A 24,768-nucleotide genomic window follows, 5' to 3' on the forward strand; every position below is an offset into this window, starting at 1 on the left:
TCCTTCACACCTGATCCGTCAGCAGCCGCAGCACGCCGTCCACGACGTACACCACCGCGAACACGACGCCCGCGGTGACGAGCCCGGAGGCGGCCAGCGCGGCCGCCCCCGCCCCGAACCACACGACCTCGAAGGCCGCCCGGGCGAGCCCGTGCAGCTGGTGCGGCGCCTTGCCGCCTGCCATGAACAACCCCCAGAGCGTCGCGAACACCGCGGGTGTGCCGAGCCCCACCACGATCCTGACCAGGAGATGCGCCTCCCGCGTGAAGCCCCAGTAGGCCAGCGAGATCAGCACTCCCAGCTCCAGGAAGAACATCACTGCGGCGACCGCTCCCTTGGTCACGGTGAGCATCGGCACTCCTTGCGTTCGTCGCTCCGTTGCGAGAGCAATGCTCTCTGATTGGAGCGCTCTTCGTCAAGAGCACTGCTCTCTAATTACTCAGGTGCTCTGATAGCCTGGCCGCATGAACGCGAGCCGTACCGCGCGGGAGCGGGTGAGAGCGGAGCTGATCAGGGAGATCACGGACATCGCCCGGCGCCAGCTGGCGACCGAGGGGGCCTCTGGCCTGTCCCTGCGGGCGGTGGCCCGGGAGATGGGGATGGTCTCCTCGGCCATCTACCGCTACTTCCCCAGCCGCGACGACCTGCTGACCGCGCTGATCATCGACGGGTACAACGCGCTCGGAGAGGCCGTCGAGCGCGCCGACGCCGCCTGCGCGCGCGACGACTTCACCGGGCGCTGGCTCGCTGTCTGCCGTGCCGTACGCACCTGGGCCCTGGCCCATCCGCACGAGTACGCCCTGCTGTACGGCTCACCCGTGCCGGGCTACGCGGCTCCGCAGGACACGGTCGCGCCGGCGACGCGGGACACGGCCGTGTACGGAGGGATCCTCGCCGACGCCCACCGCGCGGGCAGGCTCGTCCCTCCCCCGGTCTGCCCGCCGCCGCCCGCGGTCCTGTCGGAGGACGCCGAGGTCGTCCGGTCGCTGATGCCGGAGGTGCCGGACGACGTGATCACGCGGGCCGTCGTCGCGTGGACGGGCCTGTTCGGGATGGTCAGCTTCGAACTCTTCGGCCAGTTCACCAACACGATCACCCACCGCGCCGAGCTGTTCGACCACAACATGACCTGCCTCGCCCGCCTCGTCGGCCTGCCGGAGTAAGCGGCCTCCGGCAGCCGGACGCTAGCCGACGTCACGGTCAGAACTGACGGGCGCCGAGGCGTCCTTCCAGGAGGAGGAGCAGCTCGCCGAGGAGGTCCCCGAGCTCCCGCTGCCGGTCGGCGCCCAGCGCCGCCAGGAGGTCGCTCTCGTAGCCGAGCTGCCGGGGCAGCAGCCGGTCGGTGAGCGTACGGCCCTCGTCGGTGAGCGCGAGGTGCGAGACCCGCCGGTCGCGGTCGTCGGGGCGGCGGCGCACGAGGCCGCGCTCCTCCAGACCGCGCAGCCGCTTGGTGACGGCCGCGCCCGAGGCGAAGGTCTCCCTGGCGATCCGGCTCGGGGTCAGCTCCCGGTCCAGCCTCCGCAGCGCGGCGAGGACGTCGAACTCCGGCCGGGTGAGTCCGTACTCCCGCAGGGGCGCGTCACCGGCCTGCTGCAGCAGCAGGACGCAGCGGGTGAGGCGGCCGATCACGGCGATCGGCGCGGTGTCCAGCTCGGGGTGGACACGCCGCCACTGGCGCATCACCTGCGCGACGACGTCCTCTGCGACGCTCTCGGGCGCCTCGCCGGCGATGTCCTCCACGCCCCGATTCCTCAGCCCTGGGTCCGTTCGCAGCCGACTCTATCCCGATCCCGTACGGCCAGCCTCGCCAGCAGCCGGTGCCCCTCCCGCTCGGCCCGGGCGACCTGCTCCTCCGGCAACGCGCGCTGCCACCACTCTCCGGCGGCGACGTCGGCGGCCCGGCGCAGCTCCACCAGCGCGTCGACGAGCACGCCCCTCACCCGCGCCGTCTCCCCGGGCTCACGCGGATCACGGGCGAGGAGGTGCCGGGCCGCCGCCTGGGCGGCGGCCACGCGCCGCAGCGCATGGTCGATCCGTCCGGCGCTGCGGCGGTTGGTCACCAGCAGGCAGCCGAGCAGTCCCGCCGCGACGCCCACGGCCGTGTCCAGCCAGCGGTCGCGGACCAGCGGCCACGCGGGCTGATATCCGGGCAGCTCGGTGAGCAGGAGGGCCATCGGCGTCACGCACACCGTGCCCAGCCAGTAGTTGCGGGTCATCAGCGCCTCGGTGCTGAACTGGAGGGCCAGCGTGAGCAGGACCAGGGCGAGCGCGCCCGTACGGCTGACCGGCAGCAGCGCCGTGAAGACGAGCAGGCCGACCACGTTTCCGAGGGCGCGCTGCAGGGCCCGCTGCCACGACAGCGTGGCGTTGGCCTGGAAGACCGCCGCGGCCGTGACCACCGCCCAGTAGGGGTGACCGACCCCGGCCGCCAACGAGACCAGCCCGGCGAGGGCGGACCCGACGGCGACGCGTACGCCGATCGGGAACAGCGGGGAGGCGGGGTGGAACATGCGCAGCAGGCCCGGCCCGGCCGGCGCCGCCCGCTCCAGCACGATGCCGGCGAGCCCGGCGGCTCCCGCCTCACCGAGGCTCACTTCGGGCACCGGCCGGTTGCGGCGCAGGTCCGCGGCCCAGTTCGCGAACAGGCCCGCTTCGTCGCGGGGCACGGCCGGCAGGGACGCCTCCACCCGGGCCAGGAGACGTTCGAGCGCGCGCCTGCCCCTCCCCTCGGGCGACGGGAGCAGCGTGTGCCAGGCCGCGTTCACCGCCGCGGCCGCGTCGTGCCGCGCGCGGGTGGCCGCCGGACACTCCGCGTGGGCGAGCCGCATGGCGGCCTCCAGCGCCCGGGCCACGGCCGTTCGCTGCGGCCCTTCGGGGCGGACGAGCGCGGGAGCCATGCAGACGAGCCAGGCGAGCGCCGCCGCCGCCGCGACGAGCGCGAGATGGAAGGGGACATCCCCGAGCCGCTGCGGCAGGAACGCGCAGGTCGCGCCGATGAACGTGAAGATCAGGTTGCCCGGCGGGCCGATCCGGGCGGCGTCGCACGCCACCTTGTGCGCGGCGGCGAGCAGCGCCGCCACGACGACCAGGACGGGGGCCGACCCGGTGAGACCGGCCGCGGTGAGCGCGACGCCCACGCTGGCGACCATGCCCGCCGCCACGCCGAGCAGGGTGCGCGCCCTGACCCGGTACGGCAGGCCGTGCGCGTAGAGGGCGCACAAGGCGCCGGCGGAGGTGTACACGGCCAGGTCCAGACGGTCCAGCAGGAGGAGGACCGCGTCCGGCACGGCGAGCGCGACGACCGCGCTGAGCGCCTGCTTGTGCCAGACGTCCCCCAGCCCGCCGACGCTGAACACCCCCCGCAACGGCAGCCGCCGATGTCGCTTGCCCGGCCTCATGATCCCCTGTTCGTTCGCGGGTGTTTTACTCGTAAAACATATCAGCCCGCGAAACGCGTGGACCCTGTGGCCTTGCGATGGGCCGGAACGACCGTCTCAGGGGTGAGGCGGTCGCGGCTCCGGCCCGGCTCCCGCGTACGGCGACGGCAAAGCACGCCGACGAGAGTCCGCCGAAGACGCGACTAATTTCGCCGGTCCCGGATGGCCTCGCCCACGTCGTCGATCTCGGGCAGCCCGCCGGCCGGGCCCTCGATCTTGGCCACCAGCGACGACCTGGGCGGCTTGACAGTCACGTGGGGTCGCCAGGCGAGGTATTCGGTTCTCGCCGCTCCCCTGGCATGAGGCCGGCCGGCACCCCCCTTGATCCAGGTGTCCCAGATGGAATCGACCATCATGGGCGTGCCGTTCTTGTCGGTCCACAGCCACCACCAGACGAGGGCGGGAGCGAGGGTGGCGTCGGGCTTCTGCCCGAGAAGCGCGCGGAAGGCAGGCGAGACGGCGTACAGGTCGGCGAAGGTGATCTTCCCCTTGTAGAGCATCGTGTTCTCGTGGATCCGGCCGGTGCTGTCCTTGAAGCCGGAGCGCTTTCTGAAATAGGTGTCGGACAGCAGCTTTTTCAGCGTCTGGGGCTCGAAGACGTCGAGGGCCTGATCGGTGAAGGCGCCGCCGTTCGGGATCGCGCCGCGCAGGGCCCAGGTCTTCCCCTTCGGCAACGCGGGCCCGTACAGGGGTCCGGTGGTGTAGAGCTTGCCGTTCACGCTCACGGAACGGTGCGGCCGGGTCTGGATGAGGAGGCTCCTGGCCACGGGATCGCCGTCGGCGGCGTCCTTCTTCACGAGGGCCGCGGAGTCGTCACGCTCGAACCGCAGTCGCCTGCTCAGGTCGGACGCGACGACTCCGTTGCCCCCGAGCTGGATCGACCCCGCGCGTTTGAAGTCGTACTGAAAGGTGTTGGCCGTGTTATTGATCACCCGCGAGCGCGAACCCAGCTGGACGTCTCCCCACTCGACCACCCTGACGGTGAGCTGGGCGGACAGGAGCCGCCGTACCGCGGCCACGGGATCGCCGGCGGCCGCTGCCGCCGAGGCGGGGACCGGTAGAGCGCAGGTCACAGCAGTCGCGCCGAATACTGCAATCAATCGCCTCATGCGCAGGATGTCCTAACCCATAAAGGAGGGGGGCATATGTCGTTGCATGATCCATTGTGCCCGCGACGGTGAATCGCGACGTCGCCGTCGATCACGAGACATGCGAAAGGCGGCAGTCGGGGATCTCCCGGTTGCCGCCTTTCGCGTGATCACGACCGCCTTGTGGGCCGGTCAGGACATACGCTTGCGATTTTGGGCAAGGTCACGAGCAGTGACGGCGCAGGTCGTCGCGCGTCACCGCGAGAATCGGGGGGACGTCAGTGGCGGGTGGCGCGGTTGACCGCGGAGATGATGGCCTTGAGCGAGGCGGTCGTCGTGTTCGCGTCGATGCCGACGCCCCACAGGACCTGCGTGCCCTCCGGCCCGCCGACCTCGCACTCCACGTACGACGCGGCCTTGGCGTCGGCGCCCGCACTCATCGCGTGCTCGGTGTAGTCGAGGACCCGCACCGGCACCCCGATGTTCTCCAGCGCGTCGCAGAAGGCCGAGATGGGGCCGTTGCCGACGCCCTCGATCTCCCGGATCTGGCCGTCGACCCGCACGTCGGCGCTGATCGCGTCCTTGTCGTCCACCGTGGAGGTGTGCCGGTGGGCCAGCAGGCCCAGTCGCCCCCACGGGCTCGCCGGGTTGGGCAGGTACTCGTCGGAGAACCGCTCCCACATCTCGGCGGCGGTGACCTCGCCGCCCTCGGCGTCCGTACGGGCCTGGATGACGCGGGAGAACTCGATCTGCAGGCGGCGCGGCAGGTCGAGCTGGTGGTCGGCCTTCATGATGTAGGCGACGCCGCCCTTGCCCGACTGGCTGTTGACGCGGATCACGGCCTCGTACGTGCGGCCGATGTCCTTGGGGTCGATCGGCAGGTACGGCACGGCCCACGCGAACTCGTCGACCGGCACGCCGGCGGCGGCCGCGTCGCGCTCCAGGTGCTCCAGGCCCTTCTTGATGGCGTCCTGGTGGGAGCCGGAGAAGGCCGTGTAGACCAGCTCGCCGCCCCACGGGTGGCGAGGGTGGACAGGCAGCTGGTTGCAGTGTTCGACCACCCGCCGGATCTCGTCCATGTCCGAGAAGTCGATCTGCGGGTCGACGCCCTGGGAGAACAGGTTCATGCCCAGCGTCACCAGGCAGACGTTGCCGGTCCGCTCGCCGTTGCCGAACAGGCAGCCCTCGATGCGGTCGGCGCCGGCCATGTAGCCCAGCTCGGCGGCGGCGACGGCGGTGCCGCGGTCGTTGTGCGGGTGCAGGGACAGCACGATCGAGTCCCGGTACGCCAGGTTGCGGTGCATCCACTCGATCTGGTCGGCGTACACGTTGGGCGTGGCCATCTCGACCGTCGCCGGCAGGTTGACGATCACCTTGTGGTCGGGAGTGGGCTGCCACACGTCGTTGACGGCGTTGCAGACCTCGACGGCGTACTCCAGCTCGGTGCCGGTGAAGGACTCGGGCGAGTACTGGAAGTAGATCTCCGTGCCCTGCATCTCGGCCGCCAGCTTCTTGCACAGCTTGGCGCCCTCGACGGCGATGGCGGTGATGCCGTCCCTGTCCTGGCCGAAGACGACCCGGCGCTGGAGGGTGGAGGTGGAGTTGTACAGGTGGACGATCGCCTGGCGCGCGCCGCGCAGCGACTCGAAGGTCCGCTCGATCAGCTCGGGCCTGGCCTGCGTCAGCACCTGGATGACCACGTCGGAGGGGATGCGCTCCTCTTCGATGATCTGGCGGACGAAGTCGTAGTCCGTCTGCGACGCGGCGGGGAAGCCGACCTCGATCTCCTTGTAGCCCAGCCGGACCAGCAGGTCGAACATCTTCAGCTTGCGGTCGGCGTCCATCGGGTCGATCAGCGCCTGGTTGCCGTCGCGCAGGTCCACCGCGCACCAGCGGGGCGCCTCGGTGATGACCTTGTCGGGCCAGGTGCGATCGGTCAGCCGTACGGGCTCGAACGGCGTGTAGCGATGGAACGGCATCGGGCTCGGCTGCTGCTCATTCATGATTGCTCCTCGTCGGGCGCACGGCGAGCCCCGGGCACGACGTTGCCGTCGATCATTGGAATGGGGCGCCGTTGGAAGAAACCAGGGCGGCCGACGCGCATGCCTCTCGCACCGCGGCGAGGGAGCCGGCCTCTTACAGGCCCTCGCCGCGGCGGATAAGAAGGAGTCCGCGCAGCATGCCAAGCAGACTAGCAGACGCCCTCCGGCGGAAGAGACACCCGATCACATTCCGAGACGGACCACCGGGTTAGGGTGAGCCCTGATGCGAAGGAGGCCGCATGAAGGACAACGACATCCTCAAGCAGATCAGCGAGCTGGTCGACGAGGAGCACTCGCTGCGTGAACGGCTGGTCGCGGGCGAGCTGACCTCCGAGGAGGAGCACGACAGGATCTCCTCGCTGGAAGAGCAGCTCGACCGCTGCTGGGACCTGCTGCGCCAGCGCCGCGCCCGGCGGGACGCGGGCGAGGACCCCGACTACGCCTCCCCCCGGCCGGTCGACGAGGTCGAGAACTACATGCAGTAGACCCCTGCACCGCCGCGGTTCCACGATGTGAAAACGAGTCGCGCCCCTGACAGGGTGTGCGGAATTCTTGTCGGCATGCACATGATGCGCGTCGTCCCCGCGGCGCAGGAGGAAGACGACCCCGACGGCCCGGCGGGCCACTCCCCTCTGGCCGGTCTGTACGCAGTGTCCCGGGTCTGCGACGAGCCGGGTCCCACGATGTCGTGGCGGCACTTCGCGGCGAGCGTCCGGAGCGGGTCGGGTGGCGAGCGGGCCGAGGCGTGGGCGGCGTGCGACGGCGACCAGGTCGCCGGCGGCCACATTCTCCACTTTCCGCAGGACGACAACACCCACCTCGCCCTGCTCCGGCTGATGACGCATCCGCTGCGACGGCGCGAGGGCGTCGGCGGCATGCTGCTCGACCACGCGATCGCCCGGGCGCGCGACGAGGGCAGACGCGTGCTGATCGCTGAGGCGCCGGCGGACGGGCCGGGCACGGCTTTCGCCAAGGCCCGCGGGTTCGCCCCCGCCTCCACCGACACCCGGCTGGTGCTCGACCTGCGCACGGCCGACTGGTCCGGCCTCGAACTCCTCCGGGCCCGGGCCGTACGGCACGCCACCGGGTACTCGCTCGAACGGTGGGTGGGGCCGACCCCCGACGACCTGCTCGACGACATGGCCCGCCTGGCGGAGGGCATGAACGACGAGCCGCTGGGCGACCTCGCGATGGAGGACCAGCGGTGGACCGCCGACCGCGTGCGCGCACGCGAGGAGATGCTCGGGCGGGCGGGCCAGCGGACCTACACGGTGATCGCGCGGCACACGACCGGCGGGGAGCCCGCGGGGTTCACCCAGCTGGTGGTGGACGCCGAGCGGCCGGAGGGCTGGGCCCGTCAGGCCGCGACCACGGTCCTCGCCCCGCATCGGGGCCGGCGGCTCGGCCTGGTGCTGAAGCTCGCCAACATCACCTGGTTCCGCGCCTGCGAGCCGGCCGTCGAGCGGGTGATCACGTGGAACTCCGCGGCGAACCCGCACATGCTGGCGATCAACGAGGCGATGGGTTTCGAGGTCTTCGACACCTGGTACCAGTGGCAGCTCGACATCTGACTAGGGACGCAGGTCGGTCCCGGCCTCGCCGGTGTCCGGATCGCTCGGGAAGGAGAGGTGCTGGTGGATCATCTCCCACGCGCCGTCCCGCCTTTCGGACACACGCGTCCCGCGTGACCACGTCTCGGTGCTCTCCCCGCCGGTCTGCTCCACCCGAATGCGGTTGAGCCCCCACGCGACCGCCAGGTCCTGCCTGGCCAGGATCTTGAGGTCGGGGACGTCCCAGCTCACGCCGTCCTCGGCGGCGTCGAGGCCGCTCCCGAATCGGCGCCCGGCTCGACGTACGGGAACGAGTGGTGTTCATGGGCGATCACCCAGCGGCCGTCCTGCCTGCGCAGGCCGAGCGTCAGCCGCAGGCGCATCCGCGGGTTGGCCGCGAGCTCTTCCGGGCCGCCGCAGCGCAACAGGGCGTGGGCGAACGCGACGTCCTCCCCCGCGGTCACGTCCAGCGACTCGATCTCGAAGCAGGCGCCCTGGGCCTGCCAGGCGAAGAAGGGCGGCCACGTCTCACGGTAGGCGTTCAGGCCGCGTACGCCCTCGTACGGCGGCGGCACGTCGAACATCACGATGTCGCCCGCGTGGTCGGCGACGACTCCATCGATGTCACCGTGGTGGACCGCCTCGGCCCAGCGCTCGATCAGGTCGCGGATCCGCTCGTGGTCTTCGGTCATCTGGCTCGGTCCTTCCGGGTCGTCCGCTGTCACCGCGTACAACCCTCGGCGACCGGCGAACTCATCGGCCGGCCGCCACATCCGCCCGCGTCAGTTCCGCCGGCAGGCCGAATGCCGGCAGGTGGGCGTCCAGGAACGAGACCACCTCGGCGATCAGCGGTCCGCGCAGCGCGAGCAGGTCCAGGCCGGCGGCGGCGTAGACGCCGCGGTCGTCGTCCCACAGGTAGGTGCCGAAGGCGACCTGCCCGTTCGCCCGCGCCGGCAGGAAGCGCCAGCGCCGGTTCCCGGCCGTCTCCAGCAGGAAGCCGCGGATGCCGTCGTGCCCGTGGAACCAGGCGGTCAGCGGCGGCATCGAGTACTTCGCGTCGTGGGTCAGCATCGCCACGATGGCGTCCACGTCCGCGGCCTCCCAGGCGGCGGCGTAGCGCCGGGCCGTCTCCCGCCACGCCGGTTCGCCGAGCAGGCCGAGAGTCCGCTGCTGGGTGGTGGGCGGGACCAGGCGGCCGAGCGTGCCGCGGGCCCGCTGCAGCGCGCTGTTGACCGCGGCGACGGTCGTCTCCAGCAGGCGGGCGGCCTCGCCGGCGTCGTAGCCGAGGACGTCGCGCAGCAGCAGCACGGCCCGCTGCCGAGCGGGCAGGTGCTGCAGCGCGGCGACGAAGGCCAGCTCCACGCTCTCCCGGGCCACGGCGCGGGCCTCCGGGCCCAGCTCGGCCGTCCAGCTGACGAACCGGTCCGGGAACGGCTCGACCCACGCCGTCTCGGCCGGCGGTACGCCTCCCGGGCTCAGGTCGGCGGGCAGCTCGCGCCGCCCACGCCGCTCGATGAGCGTCAGCGCCCTGTTCGTGGCGATCGCGTACAGCCAGGGCCGCACAGATCCGCCGTCCCCTTCGTGGTCCTCGAACCGCGGCAGAGCGCGCCACGCCCGGTCCAGCGTGTCCTGGACGACGTCCTCCGCGTCGTGAACCGATCCCAGCATGCGGTAGCAGTGCGCGCGCAGCTCGTCCCGCAACGGCCCTACCAGGCGCCCGAAGGCGTCGCCGTCGCCGGAACGGGCCGCGGCCAGCAGCCCGGCCCCGGACTGCCCCGTCGGGCCGATCCGTTCCCCACTCATCCGCCCATCCTGCCCCGGCTCGGGGGGCGACGCCGGAGACAGTGGAGGAAGCGGTCGGGCCGTGCGCAATGCCGGGTCCGGACGGGCCCCCGCCGCACGGACGGCGCGGAGCCTCCGGCTCGGCCGAAGGCGTTCACACGTGCGATCGCTTCCTCTCCTCCAGCTTAGACTCCCGGGTTCGGGGCGCTTGAGGCGTCCCGAACGGTCGCTCGCAGGCCCGGCCCCCTCGGCGAGACCGAGACCCCGCCACGGCCGTTCACCGCCGCCCGGTGAGGTAACACGTTCGTCACTGCGCGCGACACTTCTCAGGTCGGGCAGCACGCTGGAAGCATGGCCAAGGCGAGGGACGGTTCAGCACCGGCGCCGCGGGCGGGTGCGGCCGCGGAACTGCCCGGCGTCGGTCCGGACGGGATCCGCGATCACATCTCCGAGCTGCGGGAATCGCATGCCGCATCCCGGGCGTCGACCCGGCCCGCAGCCGCGTGAGGTGATTCGGTGACGTATGGATCACGGGCTCGGCGGCGAGGGCGTCTGATCATCGTGGCCTTGGATCCTACGGCCGGCGTGACGGCTGGAGGACTCACCAACCTGCTCACCGAGACGTGGAACTGGTGGCTGTTCGGCGGGCTGGTCCTGACGACCAGCCTGGTGAGTGCGGGCACGCTGATCGCTCTGCCGCGCGGCGACCCGCCGCACCCGGTGACGCCGCCGGCGGAAGATCAGCAGATTGGTTCGCCGCTACAGCCTCCGTCCGGCACGCGGGTCTTCACGGGGCGCGGCAGGGAACTGCGCCGGCTGACGGCACTCACCCCCGCGGAGAGCCGGCCCGGGCCTCTCATGCTGGTGATCACGGGCATGCCCGGGACCGGGAAGACCGAATTGGCGATCCGTGCGGCCCGTGCACTGGCCGCACGCTACCCCGATGGACTGTTCTGGCTGGGCCTGCGCACCTACGCCGCGGCCGAGTCCCAGATGACCAGCACCGAAGCGTTGCGCACCTTGCTCAACGCCCTCGACGTGCCGGCCAACCCGAACGCCACCAGTGTGGACGCACTCAGCCGCACGTGGCGTGCCGCCACCACGGGCAAGAAGATGCTGATCGTTCTGGACGACGCCGATTCCGCCGAACAGATCCGCCCGCTGCTGCCCGCAGAGGAGGAATCGGCCGTTCTGATCACCACCCGGCACGTGCTGATCGGCCTCGACCCCGACCAGAGCATCACCTTGACACCGTTCACCCGCGGCCAGGCGGCCGGCCTGGCCGGAGCCATCCTGCGCCGCGCCGGGCTGAACGACCCCCAGGCGGTCGCCGCGATCGCCGCCGCCTTCCGGCTCCCGCTCGCCATCCGTCAGATGAGCGACCTGAAAGCGGCCAACCCCGCCCAGCCCATCCCCGCCTCTCCCAGGGAAACGATCAGCGACGAGACCGCCGCCGCGTTCGCCCGCTCTCTCGCGGCCCTGGCCAAACCCGCCCGTCTCGTGCTGCGCCGCGTCGCCCACTACCCCGGCTCGCTGATCACCGCGCCCATCGCCGCCGTCCTCGCCGGTCGGCGGATCAGTGAGACCACCATGCTGCTGGCCACCCTCTATCAGCGCGGTCTGCTCATCCCCGACAACCGAACCAGTGGCGGCTACCGCATGCACGACGCCGTACGCGCCGCCGCGTTGATGGAATCGGACCAGCACGACAGTGCCCGGCACCTGGCCGCCGCCGGCGAACGACTCTTCCGGTACACCAGAGGCGCCATCGACGCCGCGGTTCTGACGGTCTATTCCAGCCCATCGATCACCCACGTCGACGGTGATCCCCGGGTGCCACCTCTCCGGCACGAATCCGATGTCGCCGCGCTGCGATGGCTCGATCGGCATCACCCGGATCTGCTCGCCGTGGCCCGCCGGTGCCTGTCCGCTCGCTCACCCCAAGCATGGCGACTGATCTACAACCTGGAGTTCTACCAGCGGATGCGCGGCTTCTACAGTGAGATCGTCGAACTGAACAGCCAGGCGCTGGTCCTGACCCAGCAGACCGGCGACCTCCTCGGCCAGGCGGCCATGCACCAGAACCTCGGCCTGGTGGACATGCGCACCAGCGACTACCAAGCCGCGCTCACGCGCTTTCAGACCGCGCTCGCGCTGTACGAGCAGGTCGGCAGCCGAGCCGGACAAGCGGAGATCCACCACGAGCTCTGCAATGTCAACAAGTGGCTCGGCGACCTCGCCCAGGCCCGGGCGCACGCGACGTTCTGCCTCGAAGTCGCGTCCTCGGGCGACGACCTCGTCGAATGGGCGTTCGCCCATGCCAACCTCGGCATCCTCGACCGGTTGGAGGGCAGCCACACCACTGCCCGCGACCATCTCACGCGGGCGATGGAGCTGTTCGAGCAGGCCGGGCAGCGCCGTGGCGTCGGCATCTGCCACAGGCAACTCGGCATGCTGGACGAGCAGCTGAGCCGATACCACGACGCGCGAGCTCACCTGGACCGTGCCCTCTCGCTGTTCCGGGAGCTGGGAGACCTCATGAACCAGGCCGACGCCCACTACAACCTGGCCGTCGTACACCGCGGGCTGGGCGCTCCGCAGATCGCCCACGAGCACGCGACCACCTCCCTCGCCCTCGCCTCGCAGATCAGCCACTACCAAGGACAGGCCGACGCGCACACGGAACTCGCCCACCTGGCCCGGGCCACGGGCGACCACACGGCGGCACGCACCCACCTTCAGCACGCTCACCGCCTTCACCGGCGCCTCCCCCACGCCGGCGGACCTGGTCCAGACGTTCCGGACGCCGGAGATCCGGCAGTGCGGCGGGACGGCCAGGGTCAGACGGACAACAGGCGGTGAACCTCCTCGTCCTGGAGCTCCCGTGCGGGGCCCGACCTGACCACCCGTCCGGCGTCGAGGATCACGAACCCGTCGGCCAGCCGCAGCGCGAGGTCCAGATACTGCTCCACCAGCAGGATCGCGAGACCGGTCGCGTGCAGGCGTTCGACGGCCTCCTCGATCTCCAGGATGATCGACGGCTGGATGCCCTCGGTCGGCTCGTCCAGGATCAGCAGCCTCGGCCGGGTGACCAGGGCGCGCGCGATCGCGAGCTGCTGCTGCTGGCCGCCGGACAGGAACCCCGCCGGCCGTTTCAGCAGCGGCTTGAGCCGGGGGAAGACCTCCAGGGCCTCCTCCAGCGCCGCGTGCTCACGGTGCGCGGACGCCTCCAGCGTGACCAGGAGGTTGTCCATCACGGTGAGCTGGGGAAAGGTCTCGTGCCCCTGCGGCACGTAGCCCATGCCGAGTCGTACGCGCTGGTCGGGGCGCAGCCGGGTGACGTCCCTGCCCTCGAACGTCACCGTCCCGCCGGTCGCCGGGAGCACGCCCATGACGGTGTCGAGCAGGGTCGTCTTGCCGACCCCGTTGCGGCCCATCACGCAGACGAGGCTCCCGGCGGGCACCTCCAGCGAGACGCCGAAGAGCACCCGGGCCCGGCCGTACCCCGACTCAAGTCCCTCAACGGACAGCATCCTCGGCACCCTCCCGCGCCCGTCCCAAGTAGATCTCCTGCACGCGCGGATCGGCCCGCACCTGCTCCACCGAGCCCTCCGTCAGCACTCTGCCCTCGTGCAGGACGGTGACCTGTGAGGCGTAGCGGCGCAGGAAGTCCATGTCGTGCTCGACCACGACCACGGTGTGGTCGCGGGCGACCTCGGTGAGCAGCTCCCCGGTGCGCTCGCGCTCGCCGGAGGACATGCCGGCGACCGGCTCGTCGAGCAGCAGCAACCGGGGCCGCTGGACGATCAGCATGCCGATCTCCAGCCACTGCCGCTGCCCATGGGACAGCACCCCGGCCCTGCTGCCGGCCAGCCCGGCCAGGCCGGTCGTCTCCAGCGCCGCCGCGACCTCCTCCGACACCCCGCGCCTGCGGCGCAGCAGCGCCCACAGGGGGCGGCGGAACGACGCGGCGAGGTCCAGGTTCTCCAGCACGGTGAGCTCCTCGAAGACCACCGAGGTCTGGAAGGTGCGGCCCACGCCGAGCCGGACGATCTCGTGCTCCCTGCGGCCCGTGAGGTCCTGCCCCTCGAACCGCACCGTGCCCGCCGTCGGCTTCGTCAGGCCCGTGATCACGTCGATGAGGGTGGTCTTCCCCGCGCCGTTCGGCCCGATCAAAAAGCGCAGCTCACCACGGCCGACGGTCAGGTCCACGCCGTCGAGCGCCCGGAAGCCGCCGAAGGCGACTTCCAGCCCGCGGATGTCCAAGAGCGGCTCGGTCACGCCCTCGCCTCCCTTCTCCGTACGAGAGCGGCGGCCAGGCCGGCGATGCCCTTGGGCGCCAACGTCATGACGAGCACGAACAGGGCGCCCTGCAGGTACAGCCAGGCGTCCGGAAGCTCCTCGCTGAAGTACGTCCGCGCGTACCCCATCACGACCGCGCCGAGCACCGCGCCGGCCAGCGCGAACCGGCCTCCGACGGCCACCGCGACGACGAGTTCGAGCGAGGGCACGACCCCGAGCAGGGCCGGCGAGATGATGCCGACCACGGGCACGAACAGCGCCCCCGCGATGCCGGCCATGCCCGCCGAGACGGCGAAGGTCAGCGTCTTCACCGTGGCGGGGTCGTACCCGAGGAAGCGCACCCGGTCCTCGCCGTCCCTCACCGCGAGCAGCAGCCGTCCGAACCGGCTGCGGACGAGTTGCCTGGCGCCCAGGTAGAGCGCCCCGAGCACGACCGCCACCAGCAGGTAGAGGCCCCGCTGGGTCTCGTCGGCCGCCACGTCGCGGCCGAAGAAGTCGAAGAAGTTGGTCAGGCCGTTCGTGCCGCCGGTCAGCCCTTGCTGCCCGACCAGCAGGATCACCAGCGCCGCCGCCAGCGCCTGGGTGAGGATCGCGAAGTACGCCCCTCGTACGCGCTGGCGGAACACCAGCGCGCCGAGCAGCAGCGCGACCGCGACCGGCAGCACGACGACCATGGCCAGCGCGAAGACCGGGTTGCCGAACGGCTTCCACAGCGCCGGCAGCTTCTCCACCCCGCTCCAGACCATGAAGTCGGGCAGGTCCCCGCCGGCGTCGTTGAGCTTGAGATACATGCCCATCGCGTAGCCGCCGAGGCCGAAGAACACCCCCTGCCCGAGCGTGAGCATGCCGCCCTGCCCCCAGGCGAGGCCGATGCCCAGTGCCACGATCGCGTAGCAGAGATACTTGGCCAGCAGGCCGAGGCGGAACGGCTCCAGCAGCAGCGGCGCCACCAGGGCGAGCACCGCCACCGCCGTGAAGGCCGCGGGGCCCTGCCACCGGCCGGACAGGACCCGGCGCGAGACCGTGAGGGCGGTCATGTGAGCGCCCGCGATCGGACGAAGAACAGCCCCTGCGGCCGGATCTGCAGGAAGCCGATGATCGCCACGAGGACCACCACCTTGGCGAGGCTGGCGTCGCTCCAGAACTCGGCGTAGGAGTTCAGCAGGCCGAGGCCGATCGCGGCCAGCACCGCGCCACGGAGCTGTCCCAGGCCGCCGGCGACGACCACGAGGAACGCGTCCACGATGTAGTACGTCCCGAGCGTCGGCCCGACCGGCCCGATCAGCGTGAGCGCGACCCCCGCGACCCCGGCGAGGCCGGAGCCGATGAAGAACGTCCGCTGGTCGACCCTTCCGGTGTCGATGCCACTCGTGGCCGCGAGCCTCCTGTTCTGCATCACCGCCCGCATGCGCCGCCCCTGCCCGGTCCGGTTCATGTACGCCCATATCGCGAGCACCGACGCCGCGGCGAGCGCCAGGATGAACAGCCGGTTGTAGGGCAGGATCCCGGCGCCGCCGCGCAGCCAGGCGGGCGAGGACACCTGCACGTTGGGCGCCCCGAACAGGTCACGGGCCAGTTGCTGGAGCATGAGGCTGACGCCCCAGGTGAGCAGCAGCGTGTCCAGCGGGCGGCCGTAGAAGCGCCTGACCAGTGTGCGCTCCAGGATCAGGCCCATGACCCCGGCCACCACGAAGGCGGCCGGGAGGGCGACCAGGAAGCCCACGCCCTGGAGCAGGTAGGCCGTGTAGGCCCCCGCCATGATGAACTCGCCGTGGGCCATGTTGATCACGCCCATCTGCCCGAAGGTGAACGTCAGCCCGAGGGCGATGAGCAGCAGGACCGCTCCGATCGACAGCCCGATCGGCAGCTGGTTGACAATTCCCTCCATGTCGGCGCGTCAGACCAGGCCGCCGGCCCAGGAGTACGTCCTGAGGTAGGGATCCGGCTTGATCGGCTCGCCGGAGTTCCAGACCTCCTTGATCTGGCCGTCCGGCTGGACGACCCCGATGCGCGCGGTCTTGTAGACGTGCTGGTTGTCGCCGTCGATGGTGACCTTGCCCTCGGGCCGGTCCAGGGACACCCCGCCGGCGGCCTTCTTGACGGCCTCCACGTCGGCGCTCCCGGCCTTCTTCACGGCCTCGGCCCACAGGTGGACGGCGTTGTATCCGGCCTCCATGGGGTCGGAGGTCACCTTGTCGGCGCCGTACTTCGCCTTGAACGCGGCGACGAACTTCTCGTTCGCCGGGGTGTCGGTCGTCTGGTAGTAGTTCCAGGCCACGAGGTGCCCGGCGACGTTGTCGACCCCGATACCCCGGACCTCCTCCTCGGCCACGGACACCGACATGACCGGCATCTGGTCGGCGCTGATCCCGGTGCTCTTGAGCTGCTTGAAGAACGCGACGTTGCTGTCGCCGTTCAGGGTGTTGAAGACCGCGTCCGGCTTCGCCTCGGCGATCTTGTTGACCAGCGTGCTGTACTCGGTGTGCCCTAGCGGGGTGTACTCCTCGCCGAGGACCTCCATCCCGTTCGCCGCGGCGTACGCCTTGATGATTTTGTTCGCGGTTCTGGGGAAGACGTAGTCACTACCGACGAGGAAGAGCTTTTTCTTGCCCTTCTCCTTGAGATAGTCGAGCCCGGGGACGATCTGCTGGTTGGTCGTCGCGCCCGTGTAGAAGATGTACGGCGAACTTTCCAGGCCCTCGTACTGGACCGGATACCACAACAGCGCCTTGCGCTTCTCGAAGACCGGGAGCATCGCCTTGCGGCTCGCCGACGTCCAGCCGCCGAAGACGGTCGCGACCTTGTCCTGCGCGATGAGCTTGGTGGCCTTCTCCGCGAAGGTCGGCCAGTCGGAGGCGCCGTCCTCCACGACGGGCTCGAGCTTCTTGCCCAGCACCCCGCCGGCCGCGTTGACCTCCTCGATCGCGAGCAGCTCCGCGTCCCTGACCGTGACCTCGCTGATGGCCATCGTGCCGCTGAGGGAGTGCAGGATGCCGACTTTTATGGTGTCAGAACCCCCAGACGAGGCAGATGTACCACTTGTGGAGGATTGTCCGCCACATGCCGCGAGCGTCGCGGCCGCGAGAGCGAACACCGCTCCGGCACGCCATAATGAGTTCCGCAATTGCCTCTCCCTTGCCGCTACCGCCCCCGCGCCGATCCGTCTGCCGTCAAGGTGGGCGCGCGGTATTTCCCGCCGAAATCCCGGCGGTTAACAACTCATTAGCGAGAGCTCACCGCCGTCCGGATACGCGTACGAAATCGGCGGGTAACGCGGGGGAAACGGCGGGTACCTATCGTCCCGCCATGCGGCTCACTCCACACGAACAGGAACGGCTCCTCATCCACGTCGCCGCGGGCGTGGCCCGCGAGCGCAAGGAGCGCGGCCTTCGCCTCAACCATCCGGAGGCGACGGCCCTCATCGCGTCCTTCCTCCTGGAGGGCGCCCGCGACGGCCGCAGCGTCGCCGACCTGATGGACGCCGGCCGCAAGGTCCTGCGGCGCGAGGACGTCATGGAGGGCGTGCCCGAGATGCTGGAGTCCGTCCAGATCGAGGCGACCTTCCCCGACGGCACCAAGCTCGTCACCGTCCACAATCCGATCACATGAGCGAGCGGAGCGAGCGAATCAGTAGGCACAGCGCACTTCGGCTGGGTCATCTGCGAGCCTCCGGCACGACGCGACCCGAGCCGCCAGGCGAGGGGGTGGCATGAGTACGCCGGGCTTGGAGGGCGTGCCGGGCGAGATCCTGTGCGGCGACGGCGCCGTGCCGCTGAATCCCGGCAGGGAGCGGATCACCCTGAGAGTCGTCAACACCGCCGACCGGCCGGTGCAGGTCGGGTCGCACTACCACTTCGCCGCGGCCAACCCCGGGCTGGAGTTCGACCGGGAGGCGGCCTGGGGGACCCGCCTCGACATCCCGGCGGGCACCGCTATCAGGTTCGAGCCCGGGGTGGAGCGCGACGTCACGCTGGTCCCGCTCGCGGGGAACCGCGTCGTACCCGGACTGCGCCCCGAGTGGGCCGGTCCCCTCGACGGGAGGACCGATGTCTAGCGTCGAGCGCGCGCGCTACGCCGCGCTGTACGGCCCCACCACGGGCGACCGGGTGCGCCTGGCCGACACCGACCTGTACGTCGAGGTCACCGAGGACCTGTCGATGGGACCCGCCGGGGCGGGCGACGAGGCGGTGTTCGGCGGCGGCAAGGTCATCCGCGAGTCGATGGGGCAGGCCCGCACCACGAGGGCGGAGGGCGCGGCCGACCTGGTCATCACCGGCGCGGTCGTCCTCGACCACTGGGGCGTGGTCAAGGCCGACATCGGCGTCCGCGACGGCCGCATCGTCGCCATCGGCAAGGCCGGCAACCCCGACACGATGGACGGCGTCCACCCGGACCTCGTCATCGGCCCGTCCACCGAGATCCTCGCGGCCAACGGCAAGATCGTCACCGCGGGCGCGGTCGACTCCCACGTCCATCTGATCTGCCCGCAGATCCTCGACGAGGCGCTCGCCTCGGGCGTGACCACGGTCGTCGGCGGCGGCACGGGACCCGCCGAGGGCACGAAGGCCACCACCGTGACCGGCACCTGGTACCTCGGCCGGATGCTGGAGTCCCTGGACTCCTACCCGGTGAACGTGGCCCTGCTCGGCAAGGGCAACACGGTCAGCGAGGAGGGGCTGCTCGAACAGCTGAGGGCCGGGGCGTCGGGCTTCAAGCTGCACGAGGACTGGGGCACCACCCCCGCCGCCATCGACGCCTGCCTGCGGGTCTGCGACGCCACCGGCGTGCAGGTCGCCATCCACACCGACACGCTGAACGAGGCCGGCTTCGTGGAGTCGACCCTGCGGGCCATCGGCGGCCGGGCCATCCACGCCTACCACACCGAGGGCGCCGGCGGCGGCCACGCTCCGGACATCATCACGGTGGCCTCCCACGCCAACGTGCTGCCCTCGTCCACGAACCCGACCAGGCCGCACACGGTCAACACCCACCACGAGCACCTGGACATGCTCATGGTGTGCCACCACCTCAACCCCGCCATCCCGGAGGACCTGGCCTTCGCCGAGTCGCGGATCCGGCCGACGACGATGGCGGCCGAGGACGTCCTGCACGACATGGGCGCGATCTCGATGATCGGCTCGGACTCCCAGGCCATGGGCCGGGTCGGCGAGACGATCATCCGTACGTGGCAGACCGCGCACGTGATGAAGCGGCGTCGCGGGGCGCTGCCGGGCGACGGCCCCGCCGACAACCTCCGCGCCCGCCGGTACGTGGCGAAGTACACGATCAACCCGGCGATCGCCCACGGGCTGGACGCGGAGATCGGGTCGGTGGAGCCCGGCAAACTCGCCGACCTCGTGCTGTGGAGCCCGGCGTTCTTCGGGGTCAAGCCCGACCTCGTCGTCAAGGGCGGCGTCATCGCGTACGCCCAGATGGGCGACGCGAACGCGTCGATTCCGACGCCGCAGCCCGTGCTCCCCCGCCCCATGTTCGGCGCGGCCCCGGTCACCGCCGCCGCGACCTCGCTGCACTTCGTGGCGCCGCTCGCGCTGGAGGACGGCCTGGCCGGCCGCCTCGCCGTCGGCAGGCGGCTGGTCCCGGTGGCCGACGTCCGCGCCCGGCGCAAGGACGCGATGCCGCTCAACGACGCCCTGCCGGACATCCGGGTGGATCCCGACACCTTCGCCGTACGCGTGGACGGCGAGCTGATCGAACCCGCCCCTGCCGAGTCGCTGCCGATGGCGCAGCGCTACTTCCTCTTCTGATGTCCGCCGTGAAGGGGGACGCGGCGCTGCTGCTGCTGGCCGACTCCCGGCTGCCGGCGGGCGGGCACGCCCATTCGGGCGGCGTGGAGGAGGCCGTACGGCTGGGCGCCGTCACCGGCACCGACGACCTGGCGCGGTTCCTGCGCGGCAGGCTCGCCACCTCCGGCCTCGTCACCGCCGCGCTCGCCGCCGCCGCGTGCGAGCTCGCGGTCTCCGAGGTCGCCCTGGGATCCGCAGCCGGCCGCGGCGGCGGTGCCGATGCCGGTGCCGATGCCGGTGCCGATGCCGATGCCGCGGGTGAGCAGGTGACGGCGCTGTGGCGGCGGCTGGACGCCGAGGCCGACGCCCGGACCGCCTCACCGGCCCAGCGGGAGGCCGTGCGCACCCAGGGGCGCCTCCTGCTGCGCACGGCCCGCCGGATGTGGCCCTCGGCCGCATCGGACGCGCTAGTGCGAGCGGTGCCGGAGGGTCCGCACCATCCGGTCGCGCTCGGCGCGGTCGCGGCCGCCGCGGGTTGCGGGCCCCTCCAGGCCGCTCTGGCCGCCGCCTACGCCACGGTCACCGGCCCGGCCACGGCCGCGGTGCGGCTCCTCGGCCTCGACCCTGTCGCCGTCCACCGCCTGCTCGCCGACCTCGCGCCCGCGCTCGACGAGACGGCCCACGCCGCCTGTGACTCGCTCGCGGACGCCGTCCCGCTCGACGATGAGCCGTACGGGGAGCCGTACGAGGAGTCCGGCGAGGAGCCGGACGATCGCGGCACGGGACGGCACGCGGGATGGCGGGCGGCGTGGCGGGCGCTGCCCGGGCACGGCGCGCCCGCGCTCGACCTCCTGGCGGAGGGACACCTGACCAACCCGGCGAAGCTCTTCGTCTCCTGACCTCCGACCCGACAACCCGCACGAGAAAGACGAGGTTCCCCATGGGCGCTCACCACGACGACGTCCACGACCCGGCCGAGCCCCACGGGCGGGCGCTCCGCCTCGGCATCGGCGGGCCGGTCGGCAGCGGCAAGACCGCCCTGGTGGCGGCGCTGTGCCGCAGTCTCGGCCCGACCCTGCGGCTCGGGGTCGTGACCAACGACATCTACACCACCGAGGACGCCGACTTCCTGCGCCGTGCGGGGGTCGTCGACCCCGGCCGCATCCTCGCCGTGCAGACCGGCTGCTGTCCCCACACCGCGATCCGCGACGACATCGCGGCCAACCTGGACGCCGTCGAGACGCTGGAAGAGCGGTTCGGGCCGCTCGACCTGGTCATCGTCGAGAGCGGCGGCGACAACCTCACCGCCACCTTCAGCCGGGGTCTGGCCGACCGGCAGATCTTCGTGCTCGACGTGTCGGGCGGCGACAAGGTGCCGCGCAAGGGCGGGCCGGGGGTGACCTCGGCCGATCTGCTCGTGGTCAACAAGACCGACCTCGCGCCGATGGTCGGCGCCGATCTGACCGTGATGTCCCGCGACGCGGCGGCCGTACGGGACGGCAAACCGGTGCTGTTCACCTCGATCAGGGAGGACAGGTCCGCGCACACCGTCGCGGAGTGGGTGGTGACCATGGTCGACGCCTGGCGGCGCAAGCACGGGGAACCGCATCACCACCACGACGTTCACAGCGACTCCCACGCCGGCCCTCACCCGGCCGCGGCGCCCTGACATGGCATCCGGCGCCATGACGGCGCGGGCGCTGATCCGCACGGAGGCCGCGGGCGGAGGCCGGACCCGGCTGGAGACGCTCCGCTCCGACCCGCCGCTGACGCTGCGGCAGACCGGCCCTCGGCGGGTCCACCTCGTCTCGACAGGTGCGGGCCCGCTGCGCGGGGACCGCCTCGATCTCGCCGTGGACGTCGCCCCCGGCACCTCGCTGGAGGTCCGCTCGGTGGCGGCCACGCTGGTGCTGCCCGGTCTCGCGGGCACCCCCTCGGTCATGGTCGTCCGGGCGCGGGTCGGGGCGGGCGCCGCCCTGCGCTTCTCTCCCGAGCCGACCGTCCTCGCCGCCGGATGCGACCACCGCCTCGTCGTACGGCTCTCGCTCGCCGAGGACGCCACGGTCTTCTGGCGGGAGGAGATCGTGTTCGGGCGGCACGGCGAACGTCCGGGACGCGGCCACGCGCGGTTCGACGCGACCGTGGCCGGGCGGCCCCTGCTCCGCCAGGACCTTGTGGTCGGCGAAGATGCCGTGGACGGCAGCCCGGCCGTCTACGGGGACGCCCGATGCGTCGGCTCGACCCTCCTCGCGGGCCCCGCCTGGGCTCCGCCCGAGGAGCCGTACGCCGGGCGGGAGCGCCGGGCCGTCCTGGGGGACGGCTGGGCGGCCCTGCCCCTGGCCGGTCCCGGCGTGCAGGTCTGCGCGCTCGGCGCGGACGCCGTCCAGCTCAGGGAGCGCCTGCGGCGCGGCGAGGAGGCCGCCGGCGCCGCCCCGCCACCCCGGCCACCGGCCGCCGTCCGGCCCGCCTCGGCCTCCGGACTACCCGCCGCCGACGACCACGAACTGACGAAGTCCTACTAGGACGCCGTCCACCGGCGTTCACCAGGGTGGAGGGAGCGGAGCGGGCTTCGCGAGGACCGGAGGTTCCTTCCGGCACTATGACCGACCCGGCCGACGCTCGTGGACACCGCCGCCGGCGGTGGCCGGGGCTGAAACTCGCCGCCCCGCGCCGTAGCCTGGTGATCGTGTCGGAACCCACGCAGCACCCCGGCCGGCCGCGGCGAGGCACCAGCATGGCCGGCGTCCTGCGGGCCGCCGGCGTCTTCGTCGCGGGGTTCGCACTGGCCGTGACCGCGCTGCTCCCGTGGGCCGGTCTCACCGCCGAGTTCGGCGTCCTCGACGCGTCCCTCACGCGCGCCGTGCGCGGCGTGGACGCGGGCTCCGGCTGGTTCGTGCTGGGCGCCGGGATCACGGCCATGCTGCTCGGCGTGCTCGGCGCGGCGCGGAACTGGCTGTTCACCGGGCTGGCGATCCTGCCCGGCGCGGTGGCCGCCTTCGCGCTGGCCATGTTCCTCGCCGACCCGCGCGACCTCGTGGGCCGGCTCGACTTCCAGGTCGCCGGGCTGCTTCGGGTGCACCCCACGATCCAGTACGGCTGGTTCGCCGCCCTGCTGGCCTCGGTCGCGCTGGCCGTCCTGGCCGCCGCCGCGCTGCTGCGCCGCCGGTGATTCGTCAGTCGTAGAAGCCGAGCCGCCGCAGCTGCTTGGGGTCGCGCTGCCACTCCTTGGCGACCTTCACCCGCAGGTCGAGGTAGATCCGGGTGCCGAGGAGCGCCTCGATCTGCTGCCGGGCGCGGGTGCCGACGTCCTTGAGCCTCGCGCCGCCGGGGCCGATCACGATCGCCTTCTGCGTGGGCCGCTCGACGAACATGTGGGCGTACACGTCGAGGAGGTCGTCGCGACCCTCCCGGGGGTGCATCTCCTCGACGACCACCGCGATCGAGTGGGGCAGCTCGTCCCGCACGCCCTCCAGCGCGGCCTCCCGGATCAGCTCGGCGACCAGCACCTGCTCCGGCTCGTCGGTCAGCTGCCCTCCGGCGTACAGCGGAGGCGACTCCGGCAGCCGCTTGACGAGCACGTCCGCGAGGACCTCGAGCTGCTCGCCGCCCTGCGCGGACACCGGGACGATCTCCGCGAACTCGGCCAGCGCGGACACCGCCAGGAGCTGGTGCGCGATCTGCTCGCGGGTGGCCAGATCGCATTTCGTGACGACCGCCACCACCGGGGTCTTCTTGACGGCCGCGAGCTTCTCGACGATGAACCGGTCGCCCTTGCCGATCGGCTCGTTGGCCGGGACGCAGAACCCGATGACGTCGACCTCGGTGAGCGTGGACAGCACCAGGCTGTCGAGACGTTCGCCCAGGAGCGTCCGGGGCCGGTGGAAGCCGGGGGTGTCCACGATCACCAGCTGGGCGTCCGGCCGGTGGACGATGCCGCGGATGGCCCGCCGCGTCGTCTGCGGCTTGGACGAGGTGATCGCCACCTTGGTGCCGACCAGGGCGTTCATCAACGTGGACTTGCCGACGTTGGGCCTGCCGACGAAGCAGGCGAAGCCCGCCCGGAAACCGCTCGGTTCGGCGTTCATCGTCAGATGTACCGGCCCTTCAGCGAGCCGTCCGGAGCGGCCAGGAAGAGCGTGCCGTTCCCCATGTCCTCGATGACGGCCACGTCCGGCTCCGCCGGGTCGTCGGCCTCGGTGACGATCGCCGCGGCCTCCAGGGACTTCGCCCCGCTGGACACGGCCATGGCCACGGCCGCCTGCAGGGCCGAGAGCCGGAGCGAGGGCAACTCCACCGTGGTCGCGGCGTACGTCCGGCCGGTCTCGTCGCGCACCGCGGCGCCCTCGGGAGTGCCGCCGCGCGCCCGCGCCGACCTGGCCAGCGTAATGATCTTGTTGTCCTCGGGGTCCAGCGTCTCTGTCACGCGTCAAGCGTACCGACCTCGCGGACGAGCAGCCGTGTCAGTTCGGCCGTACGGGCCGGGTCGGGCGGGGTCAGGCCGGCGTGGACGAGCGCGATCAGCGTGTGGCCGGAGCGGGCCACGACCAGGTGCATGCGGTAGGGGTAGCCGCCGACCCGGCCGGCCAGGGCACGGGCGGCCGCGTCCGCGCCGCCGATTCCGGGCAGCGGCGTCCGCGTGGCCGCCAGGCGGTCGTACGGCGTGCCGGCGTCGGCCGTCGCGCAACGGGCGAGGGCGTCGCGGAGCGCGGCGAGGTGCCCTGCCGCCTCGCCCCCGTCGTAGACGGCGACGCCGACCCCGGCGAGCTCGCCGGTGTGCGCGCCCTGGTAGGTGGCGGCGGCGGTGCCGCTGAGGCCCTCGCGTG

At 71.8% G+C, this 24,768-nt stretch carries 27 protein-coding genes; 11 read left to right on the forward strand and 16 right to left on the reverse strand.

Annotated elements, in window-relative coordinates; genetic code table 11:
* Nucleotides 1-4: 4 nt before the first annotated feature.
* Nucleotides 5-352, reverse strand: a complete 348-nt coding sequence (locus tag AB0J39_RS17305) for a YrdB family protein (protein WP_363465457.1) — start codon at nucleotides 350-352, stop codon at nucleotides 5-7.
* Nucleotides 353-464: 112 nt separating this feature from the next.
* On the opposite strand from AB0J39_RS17305, the gene AB0J39_RS17310 reads away from it, so the two are divergent.
* On the forward strand, nucleotides 465-1,163 hold the full coding sequence (locus tag AB0J39_RS17310; protein WP_363465460.1) for a TetR/AcrR family transcriptional regulator: 699 nt from the start codon (nucleotides 465-467) through the stop codon (nucleotides 1,161-1,163).
* A gap of 37 nt (nucleotides 1,164-1,200) precedes the next feature.
* Here AB0J39_RS17310 and AB0J39_RS17315 read toward each other — a convergent pair whose 3' ends face one another.
* From AB0J39_RS17315 to leuA, 4 genes are all read right to left on the reverse strand, one after another.
* Nucleotides 1,201-1,740 (reverse strand): MarR family transcriptional regulator, encoded by a 540-nt coding sequence (locus tag AB0J39_RS17315; protein ID WP_363465462.1) that lies wholly within the window; start codon nucleotides 1,738-1,740, stop codon nucleotides 1,201-1,203.
* Nucleotides 1,741-1,751: 11 nt separating this feature from the next.
* On the reverse strand, nucleotides 1,752-3,398 hold the full coding sequence (locus AB0J39_RS17320) for an FUSC family protein (protein WP_363465465.1): 1,647 nt from the start codon (nucleotides 3,396-3,398) through the stop codon (nucleotides 1,752-1,754).
* A gap of 182 nt (nucleotides 3,399-3,580) precedes the next feature.
* Nucleotides 3,581-4,456 (reverse strand): hypothetical protein, encoded by an 876-nt coding sequence (locus tag AB0J39_RS17325; RefSeq protein ID WP_363465467.1) that lies wholly within the window; start codon nucleotides 4,454-4,456, stop codon nucleotides 3,581-3,583.
* Nucleotides 4,457-4,803: 347 nt separating this feature from the next.
* Entirely contained in the window at nucleotides 4,804-6,531 is a 1,728-nt protein-coding gene (gene leuA / locus AB0J39_RS17330) for a 2-isopropylmalate synthase (protein ID WP_363465521.1), read from the reverse strand.
* Nucleotides 6,532-6,806: 275 nt separating this feature from the next.
* Between leuA and AB0J39_RS17335 the strand changes: the two genes are divergently transcribed.
* Nucleotides 6,807-7,052, forward strand: a complete 246-nt coding sequence (locus AB0J39_RS17335; RefSeq protein ID WP_363465470.1) for a DUF2630 family protein — start codon at nucleotides 6,807-6,809, stop codon at nucleotides 7,050-7,052.
* A gap of 75 nt (nucleotides 7,053-7,127) precedes the next feature.
* On the forward strand, nucleotides 7,128-8,138 hold the full coding sequence (locus AB0J39_RS17340) for a GNAT family N-acetyltransferase (protein WP_363465472.1): 1,011 nt from the start codon (nucleotides 7,128-7,130) through the stop codon (nucleotides 8,136-8,138).
* Here the strand turns inward: AB0J39_RS17340 and AB0J39_RS17345 are convergent, their stop codons facing one another.
* The 3 genes from AB0J39_RS17345 to AB0J39_RS17355 all read right to left on the reverse strand — a co-directional run bounded on the left by AB0J39_RS17345 (nucleotide 8,139) and on the right by AB0J39_RS17355 (nucleotide 9,920).
* On the reverse strand, nucleotides 8,139-8,369 hold the full coding sequence (locus AB0J39_RS17345; RefSeq protein ID WP_363465475.1) for a nuclear transport factor 2 family protein: 231 nt from the start codon (nucleotides 8,367-8,369) through the stop codon (nucleotides 8,139-8,141). It abuts the gene before it with no gap.
* Entirely contained in the window at nucleotides 8,366-8,809 is a 444-nt protein-coding gene (locus AB0J39_RS17350; protein WP_363465477.1) for an SgcJ/EcaC family oxidoreductase, read from the reverse strand. The genes AB0J39_RS17345 and AB0J39_RS17350 overlap by 4 nt, the downstream gene beginning before the upstream one ends.
* Before the next feature lie 61 nt (nucleotides 8,810-8,870).
* Nucleotides 8,871-9,920 carry a sigma-70 family RNA polymerase sigma factor gene (locus AB0J39_RS17355; RefSeq protein ID WP_363465480.1) on the reverse strand — a complete coding sequence of 350 codons (1,050 nt, stop codon included), beginning with the start codon at nucleotides 9,918-9,920 and terminating at the stop codon, nucleotides 8,871-8,873.
* Nucleotides 9,921-10,484: 564 nt separating this feature from the next.
* On the opposite strand from AB0J39_RS17355, the gene AB0J39_RS17360 reads away from it, so the two are divergent.
* Nucleotides 10,485-12,761, forward strand: a complete 2,277-nt coding sequence (locus AB0J39_RS17360; RefSeq protein ID WP_363465483.1) for a tetratricopeptide repeat protein — start codon at nucleotides 10,485-10,487, stop codon at nucleotides 12,759-12,761.
* On the opposite strand, the gene urtE is transcribed toward AB0J39_RS17360, so the two are convergent.
* Genes urtE through urtA form a run of 5 tightly spaced genes read right to left on the reverse strand, consistent with a single transcriptional unit; the run spans nucleotide 12,740 to nucleotide 17,295 of the window.
* Complete coding sequence (urtE, locus tag AB0J39_RS17365) at nucleotides 12,740-13,432, reverse strand: urea ABC transporter ATP-binding subunit UrtE (RefSeq protein ID WP_363465484.1); 693 nt, start codon at nucleotides 13,430-13,432, stop codon at nucleotides 12,740-12,742. The genes AB0J39_RS17360 and urtE overlap by 22 nt on opposite strands.
* The gene (urtD, locus tag AB0J39_RS17370) at nucleotides 13,419-14,180 is read right to left on the reverse strand and encodes an urea ABC transporter ATP-binding protein UrtD (RefSeq protein ID WP_363465487.1); all 762 of its coding nucleotides are present in this window, start codon (nucleotides 14,178-14,180) and stop codon (nucleotides 13,419-13,421) included. Before urtD ends, urtE begins: the two co-directional genes overlap by 14 nt.
* The gene (urtC, locus tag AB0J39_RS17375; protein ID WP_363465490.1) at nucleotides 14,177-15,238 is read right to left on the reverse strand and encodes an urea ABC transporter permease subunit UrtC; all 1,062 of its coding nucleotides are present in this window, start codon (nucleotides 15,236-15,238) and stop codon (nucleotides 14,177-14,179) included. The genes urtD and urtC overlap by 4 nt, the downstream gene beginning before the upstream one ends.
* Nucleotides 15,235-16,089 carry an urea ABC transporter permease subunit UrtB gene (gene urtB, locus AB0J39_RS17380; RefSeq protein WP_363465493.1) on the reverse strand — a complete coding sequence of 285 codons (855 nt, stop codon included), beginning with the start codon at nucleotides 16,087-16,089 and terminating at the stop codon, nucleotides 15,235-15,237. Before urtB ends, urtC begins: the two co-directional genes overlap by 4 nt.
* Before the next feature lie 9 nt (nucleotides 16,090-16,098).
* The gene (gene urtA, locus AB0J39_RS17385) at nucleotides 16,099-17,295 is read right to left on the reverse strand and encodes an urea ABC transporter substrate-binding protein (protein ID WP_363465523.1); all 1,197 of its coding nucleotides are present in this window, start codon (nucleotides 17,293-17,295) and stop codon (nucleotides 16,099-16,101) included.
* A 212-nt stretch (nucleotides 17,296-17,507) separates the two neighbouring features.
* Between urtA and AB0J39_RS17390 the strand changes: the two genes are divergently transcribed.
* From AB0J39_RS17390 to AB0J39_RS17420, 7 genes are all read left to right on the forward strand, one after another.
* Nucleotides 17,508-17,810, forward strand: coding sequence for an urease subunit gamma (locus tag AB0J39_RS17390; protein WP_139579487.1), 303 nt, complete (start codon nucleotides 17,508-17,510; stop codon nucleotides 17,808-17,810).
* A gap of 100 nt (nucleotides 17,811-17,910) precedes the next feature.
* On the forward strand, nucleotides 17,911-18,255 hold the full coding sequence (locus AB0J39_RS17395) for an urease subunit beta (RefSeq protein ID WP_363465496.1): 345 nt from the start codon (nucleotides 17,911-17,913) through the stop codon (nucleotides 18,253-18,255).
* The gene (locus AB0J39_RS17400; RefSeq protein ID WP_363465499.1) at nucleotides 18,248-19,966 is read left to right on the forward strand and encodes an urease subunit alpha; all 1,719 of its coding nucleotides are present in this window, start codon (nucleotides 18,248-18,250) and stop codon (nucleotides 19,964-19,966) included. Before AB0J39_RS17395 ends, AB0J39_RS17400 begins: the two co-directional genes overlap by 8 nt.
* Nucleotides 19,966-20,844, forward strand: a complete 879-nt coding sequence (locus AB0J39_RS17405) for an urease accessory UreF family protein (protein WP_363465502.1) — start codon at nucleotides 19,966-19,968, stop codon at nucleotides 20,842-20,844. The genes AB0J39_RS17400 and AB0J39_RS17405 overlap by 1 nt, the downstream gene beginning before the upstream one ends.
* Nucleotides 20,845-20,885: 41 nt before the next feature.
* The gene (gene ureG / locus AB0J39_RS17410; RefSeq protein WP_363465505.1) at nucleotides 20,886-21,614 is read left to right on the forward strand and encodes an urease accessory protein UreG; all 729 of its coding nucleotides are present in this window, start codon (nucleotides 20,886-20,888) and stop codon (nucleotides 21,612-21,614) included.
* Between the two features lie 16 nt (nucleotides 21,615-21,630).
* Entirely contained in the window at nucleotides 21,631-22,467 is an 837-nt protein-coding gene (locus AB0J39_RS17415; protein WP_363465508.1) for an urease accessory protein UreD, read from the forward strand.
* Nucleotides 22,468-22,631: 164 nt separating this feature from the next.
* Entirely contained in the window at nucleotides 22,632-23,114 is a 483-nt protein-coding gene (locus tag AB0J39_RS17420; protein WP_363465509.1) for a hypothetical protein, read from the forward strand.
* 4 nt (nucleotides 23,115-23,118) lie between these two features.
* Here AB0J39_RS17420 and era read toward each other — a convergent pair whose 3' ends face one another.
* The 3 genes from era to AB0J39_RS17435 all read right to left on the reverse strand — a co-directional run.
* Nucleotides 23,119-24,030, reverse strand: a complete 912-nt coding sequence (gene era, locus AB0J39_RS17425) for a GTPase Era (RefSeq protein WP_363465511.1) — start codon at nucleotides 24,028-24,030, stop codon at nucleotides 23,119-23,121.
* Between the two features lie 2 nt (nucleotides 24,031-24,032).
* On the reverse strand, nucleotides 24,033-24,368 hold the full coding sequence (locus AB0J39_RS17430) for a cytidine deaminase (protein ID WP_363465513.1): 336 nt from the start codon (nucleotides 24,366-24,368) through the stop codon (nucleotides 24,033-24,035).
* A partial coding sequence (locus AB0J39_RS17435; RefSeq protein ID WP_363465515.1) for a hypothetical protein occupies nucleotides 24,365-24,768 on the reverse strand: 404 nt, incomplete at its 5' end. The genes AB0J39_RS17430 and AB0J39_RS17435, both read right to left, overlap by 4 nt.

The organism is Microbispora sp. NPDC049633, from assembly GCF_040675265.1.
Taxonomy (GTDB): domain Bacteria; phylum Actinomycetota; class Actinomycetes; order Streptosporangiales; family Streptosporangiaceae; genus Microbispora; species Microbispora maris.

What these genes read in the sequence shown, in the direction of transcription:
- AB0J39_RS17305 (WP_363465457.1), bottom strand. Translation starts at nt 352, where the DNA reads ATGCTCACCGTGACCAAGGGAGCGGTCGCCGCAGTGATGTTCTTCCTG.
- AB0J39_RS17310 (WP_363465460.1), top strand. Translation starts at nt 465, where the DNA reads ATGAACGCGAGCCGTACCGCGCGGGAGCGGGTGAGAGCGGAGCTGATC.
- AB0J39_RS17320 (WP_363465465.1), bottom strand. Translation starts at nt 3,398, where the DNA reads ATGAGGCCGGGCAAGCGACATCGGCGGCTGCCGTTGCGGGGGGTGTTC.
- AB0J39_RS17335 (WP_363465470.1), top strand. Translation starts at nt 6,807, where the DNA reads ATGAAGGACAACGACATCCTCAAGCAGATCAGCGAGCTGGTCGACGAG.
- AB0J39_RS17340 (WP_363465472.1), top strand. Translation starts at nt 7,128, where the DNA reads ATGCACATGATGCGCGTCGTCCCCGCGGCGCAGGAGGAAGACGACCCC.
- AB0J39_RS17350 (WP_363465477.1), bottom strand. Translation starts at nt 8,809, where the DNA reads ATGACCGAAGACCACGAGCGGATCCGCGACCTGATCGAGCGCTGGGCC.
- AB0J39_RS17355 (WP_363465480.1), bottom strand. Translation starts at nt 9,920, where the DNA reads ATGAGTGGGGAACGGATCGGCCCGACGGGGCAGTCCGGGGCCGGGCTG.
- urtE (WP_363465484.1), bottom strand. Translation starts at nt 13,432, where the DNA reads ATGCTGTCCGTTGAGGGACTTGAGTCGGGGTACGGCCGGGCCCGGGTG.
- urtC (WP_363465490.1), bottom strand. Translation starts at nt 15,238, where the DNA reads ATGACCGCCCTCACGGTCTCGCGCCGGGTCCTGTCCGGCCGGTGGCAG.
- urtB (WP_363465493.1), bottom strand. Translation starts at nt 16,089, where the DNA reads ATGGAGGGAATTGTCAACCAGCTGCCGATCGGGCTGTCGATCGGAGCG.
- AB0J39_RS17390 (WP_139579487.1), top strand. Translation starts at nt 17,508, where the DNA reads ATGCGGCTCACTCCACACGAACAGGAACGGCTCCTCATCCACGTCGCC.
- AB0J39_RS17395 (WP_363465496.1), top strand. Translation starts at nt 17,911, where the DNA reads ATGAGTACGCCGGGCTTGGAGGGCGTGCCGGGCGAGATCCTGTGCGGC.
- AB0J39_RS17400 (WP_363465499.1), top strand. Translation starts at nt 18,248, where the DNA reads ATGTCTAGCGTCGAGCGCGCGCGCTACGCCGCGCTGTACGGCCCCACC.
- AB0J39_RS17405 (WP_363465502.1), top strand. Translation starts at nt 19,966, where the DNA reads ATGTCCGCCGTGAAGGGGGACGCGGCGCTGCTGCTGCTGGCCGACTCC.
- ureG (WP_363465505.1), top strand. Translation starts at nt 20,886, where the DNA reads ATGGGCGCTCACCACGACGACGTCCACGACCCGGCCGAGCCCCACGGG.
- AB0J39_RS17415 (WP_363465508.1), top strand. Translation starts at nt 21,631, where the DNA reads ATGACGGCGCGGGCGCTGATCCGCACGGAGGCCGCGGGCGGAGGCCGG.
- era (WP_363465511.1), bottom strand. Translation starts at nt 24,030, where the DNA reads ATGAACGCCGAACCGAGCGGTTTCCGGGCGGGCTTCGCCTGCTTCGTC.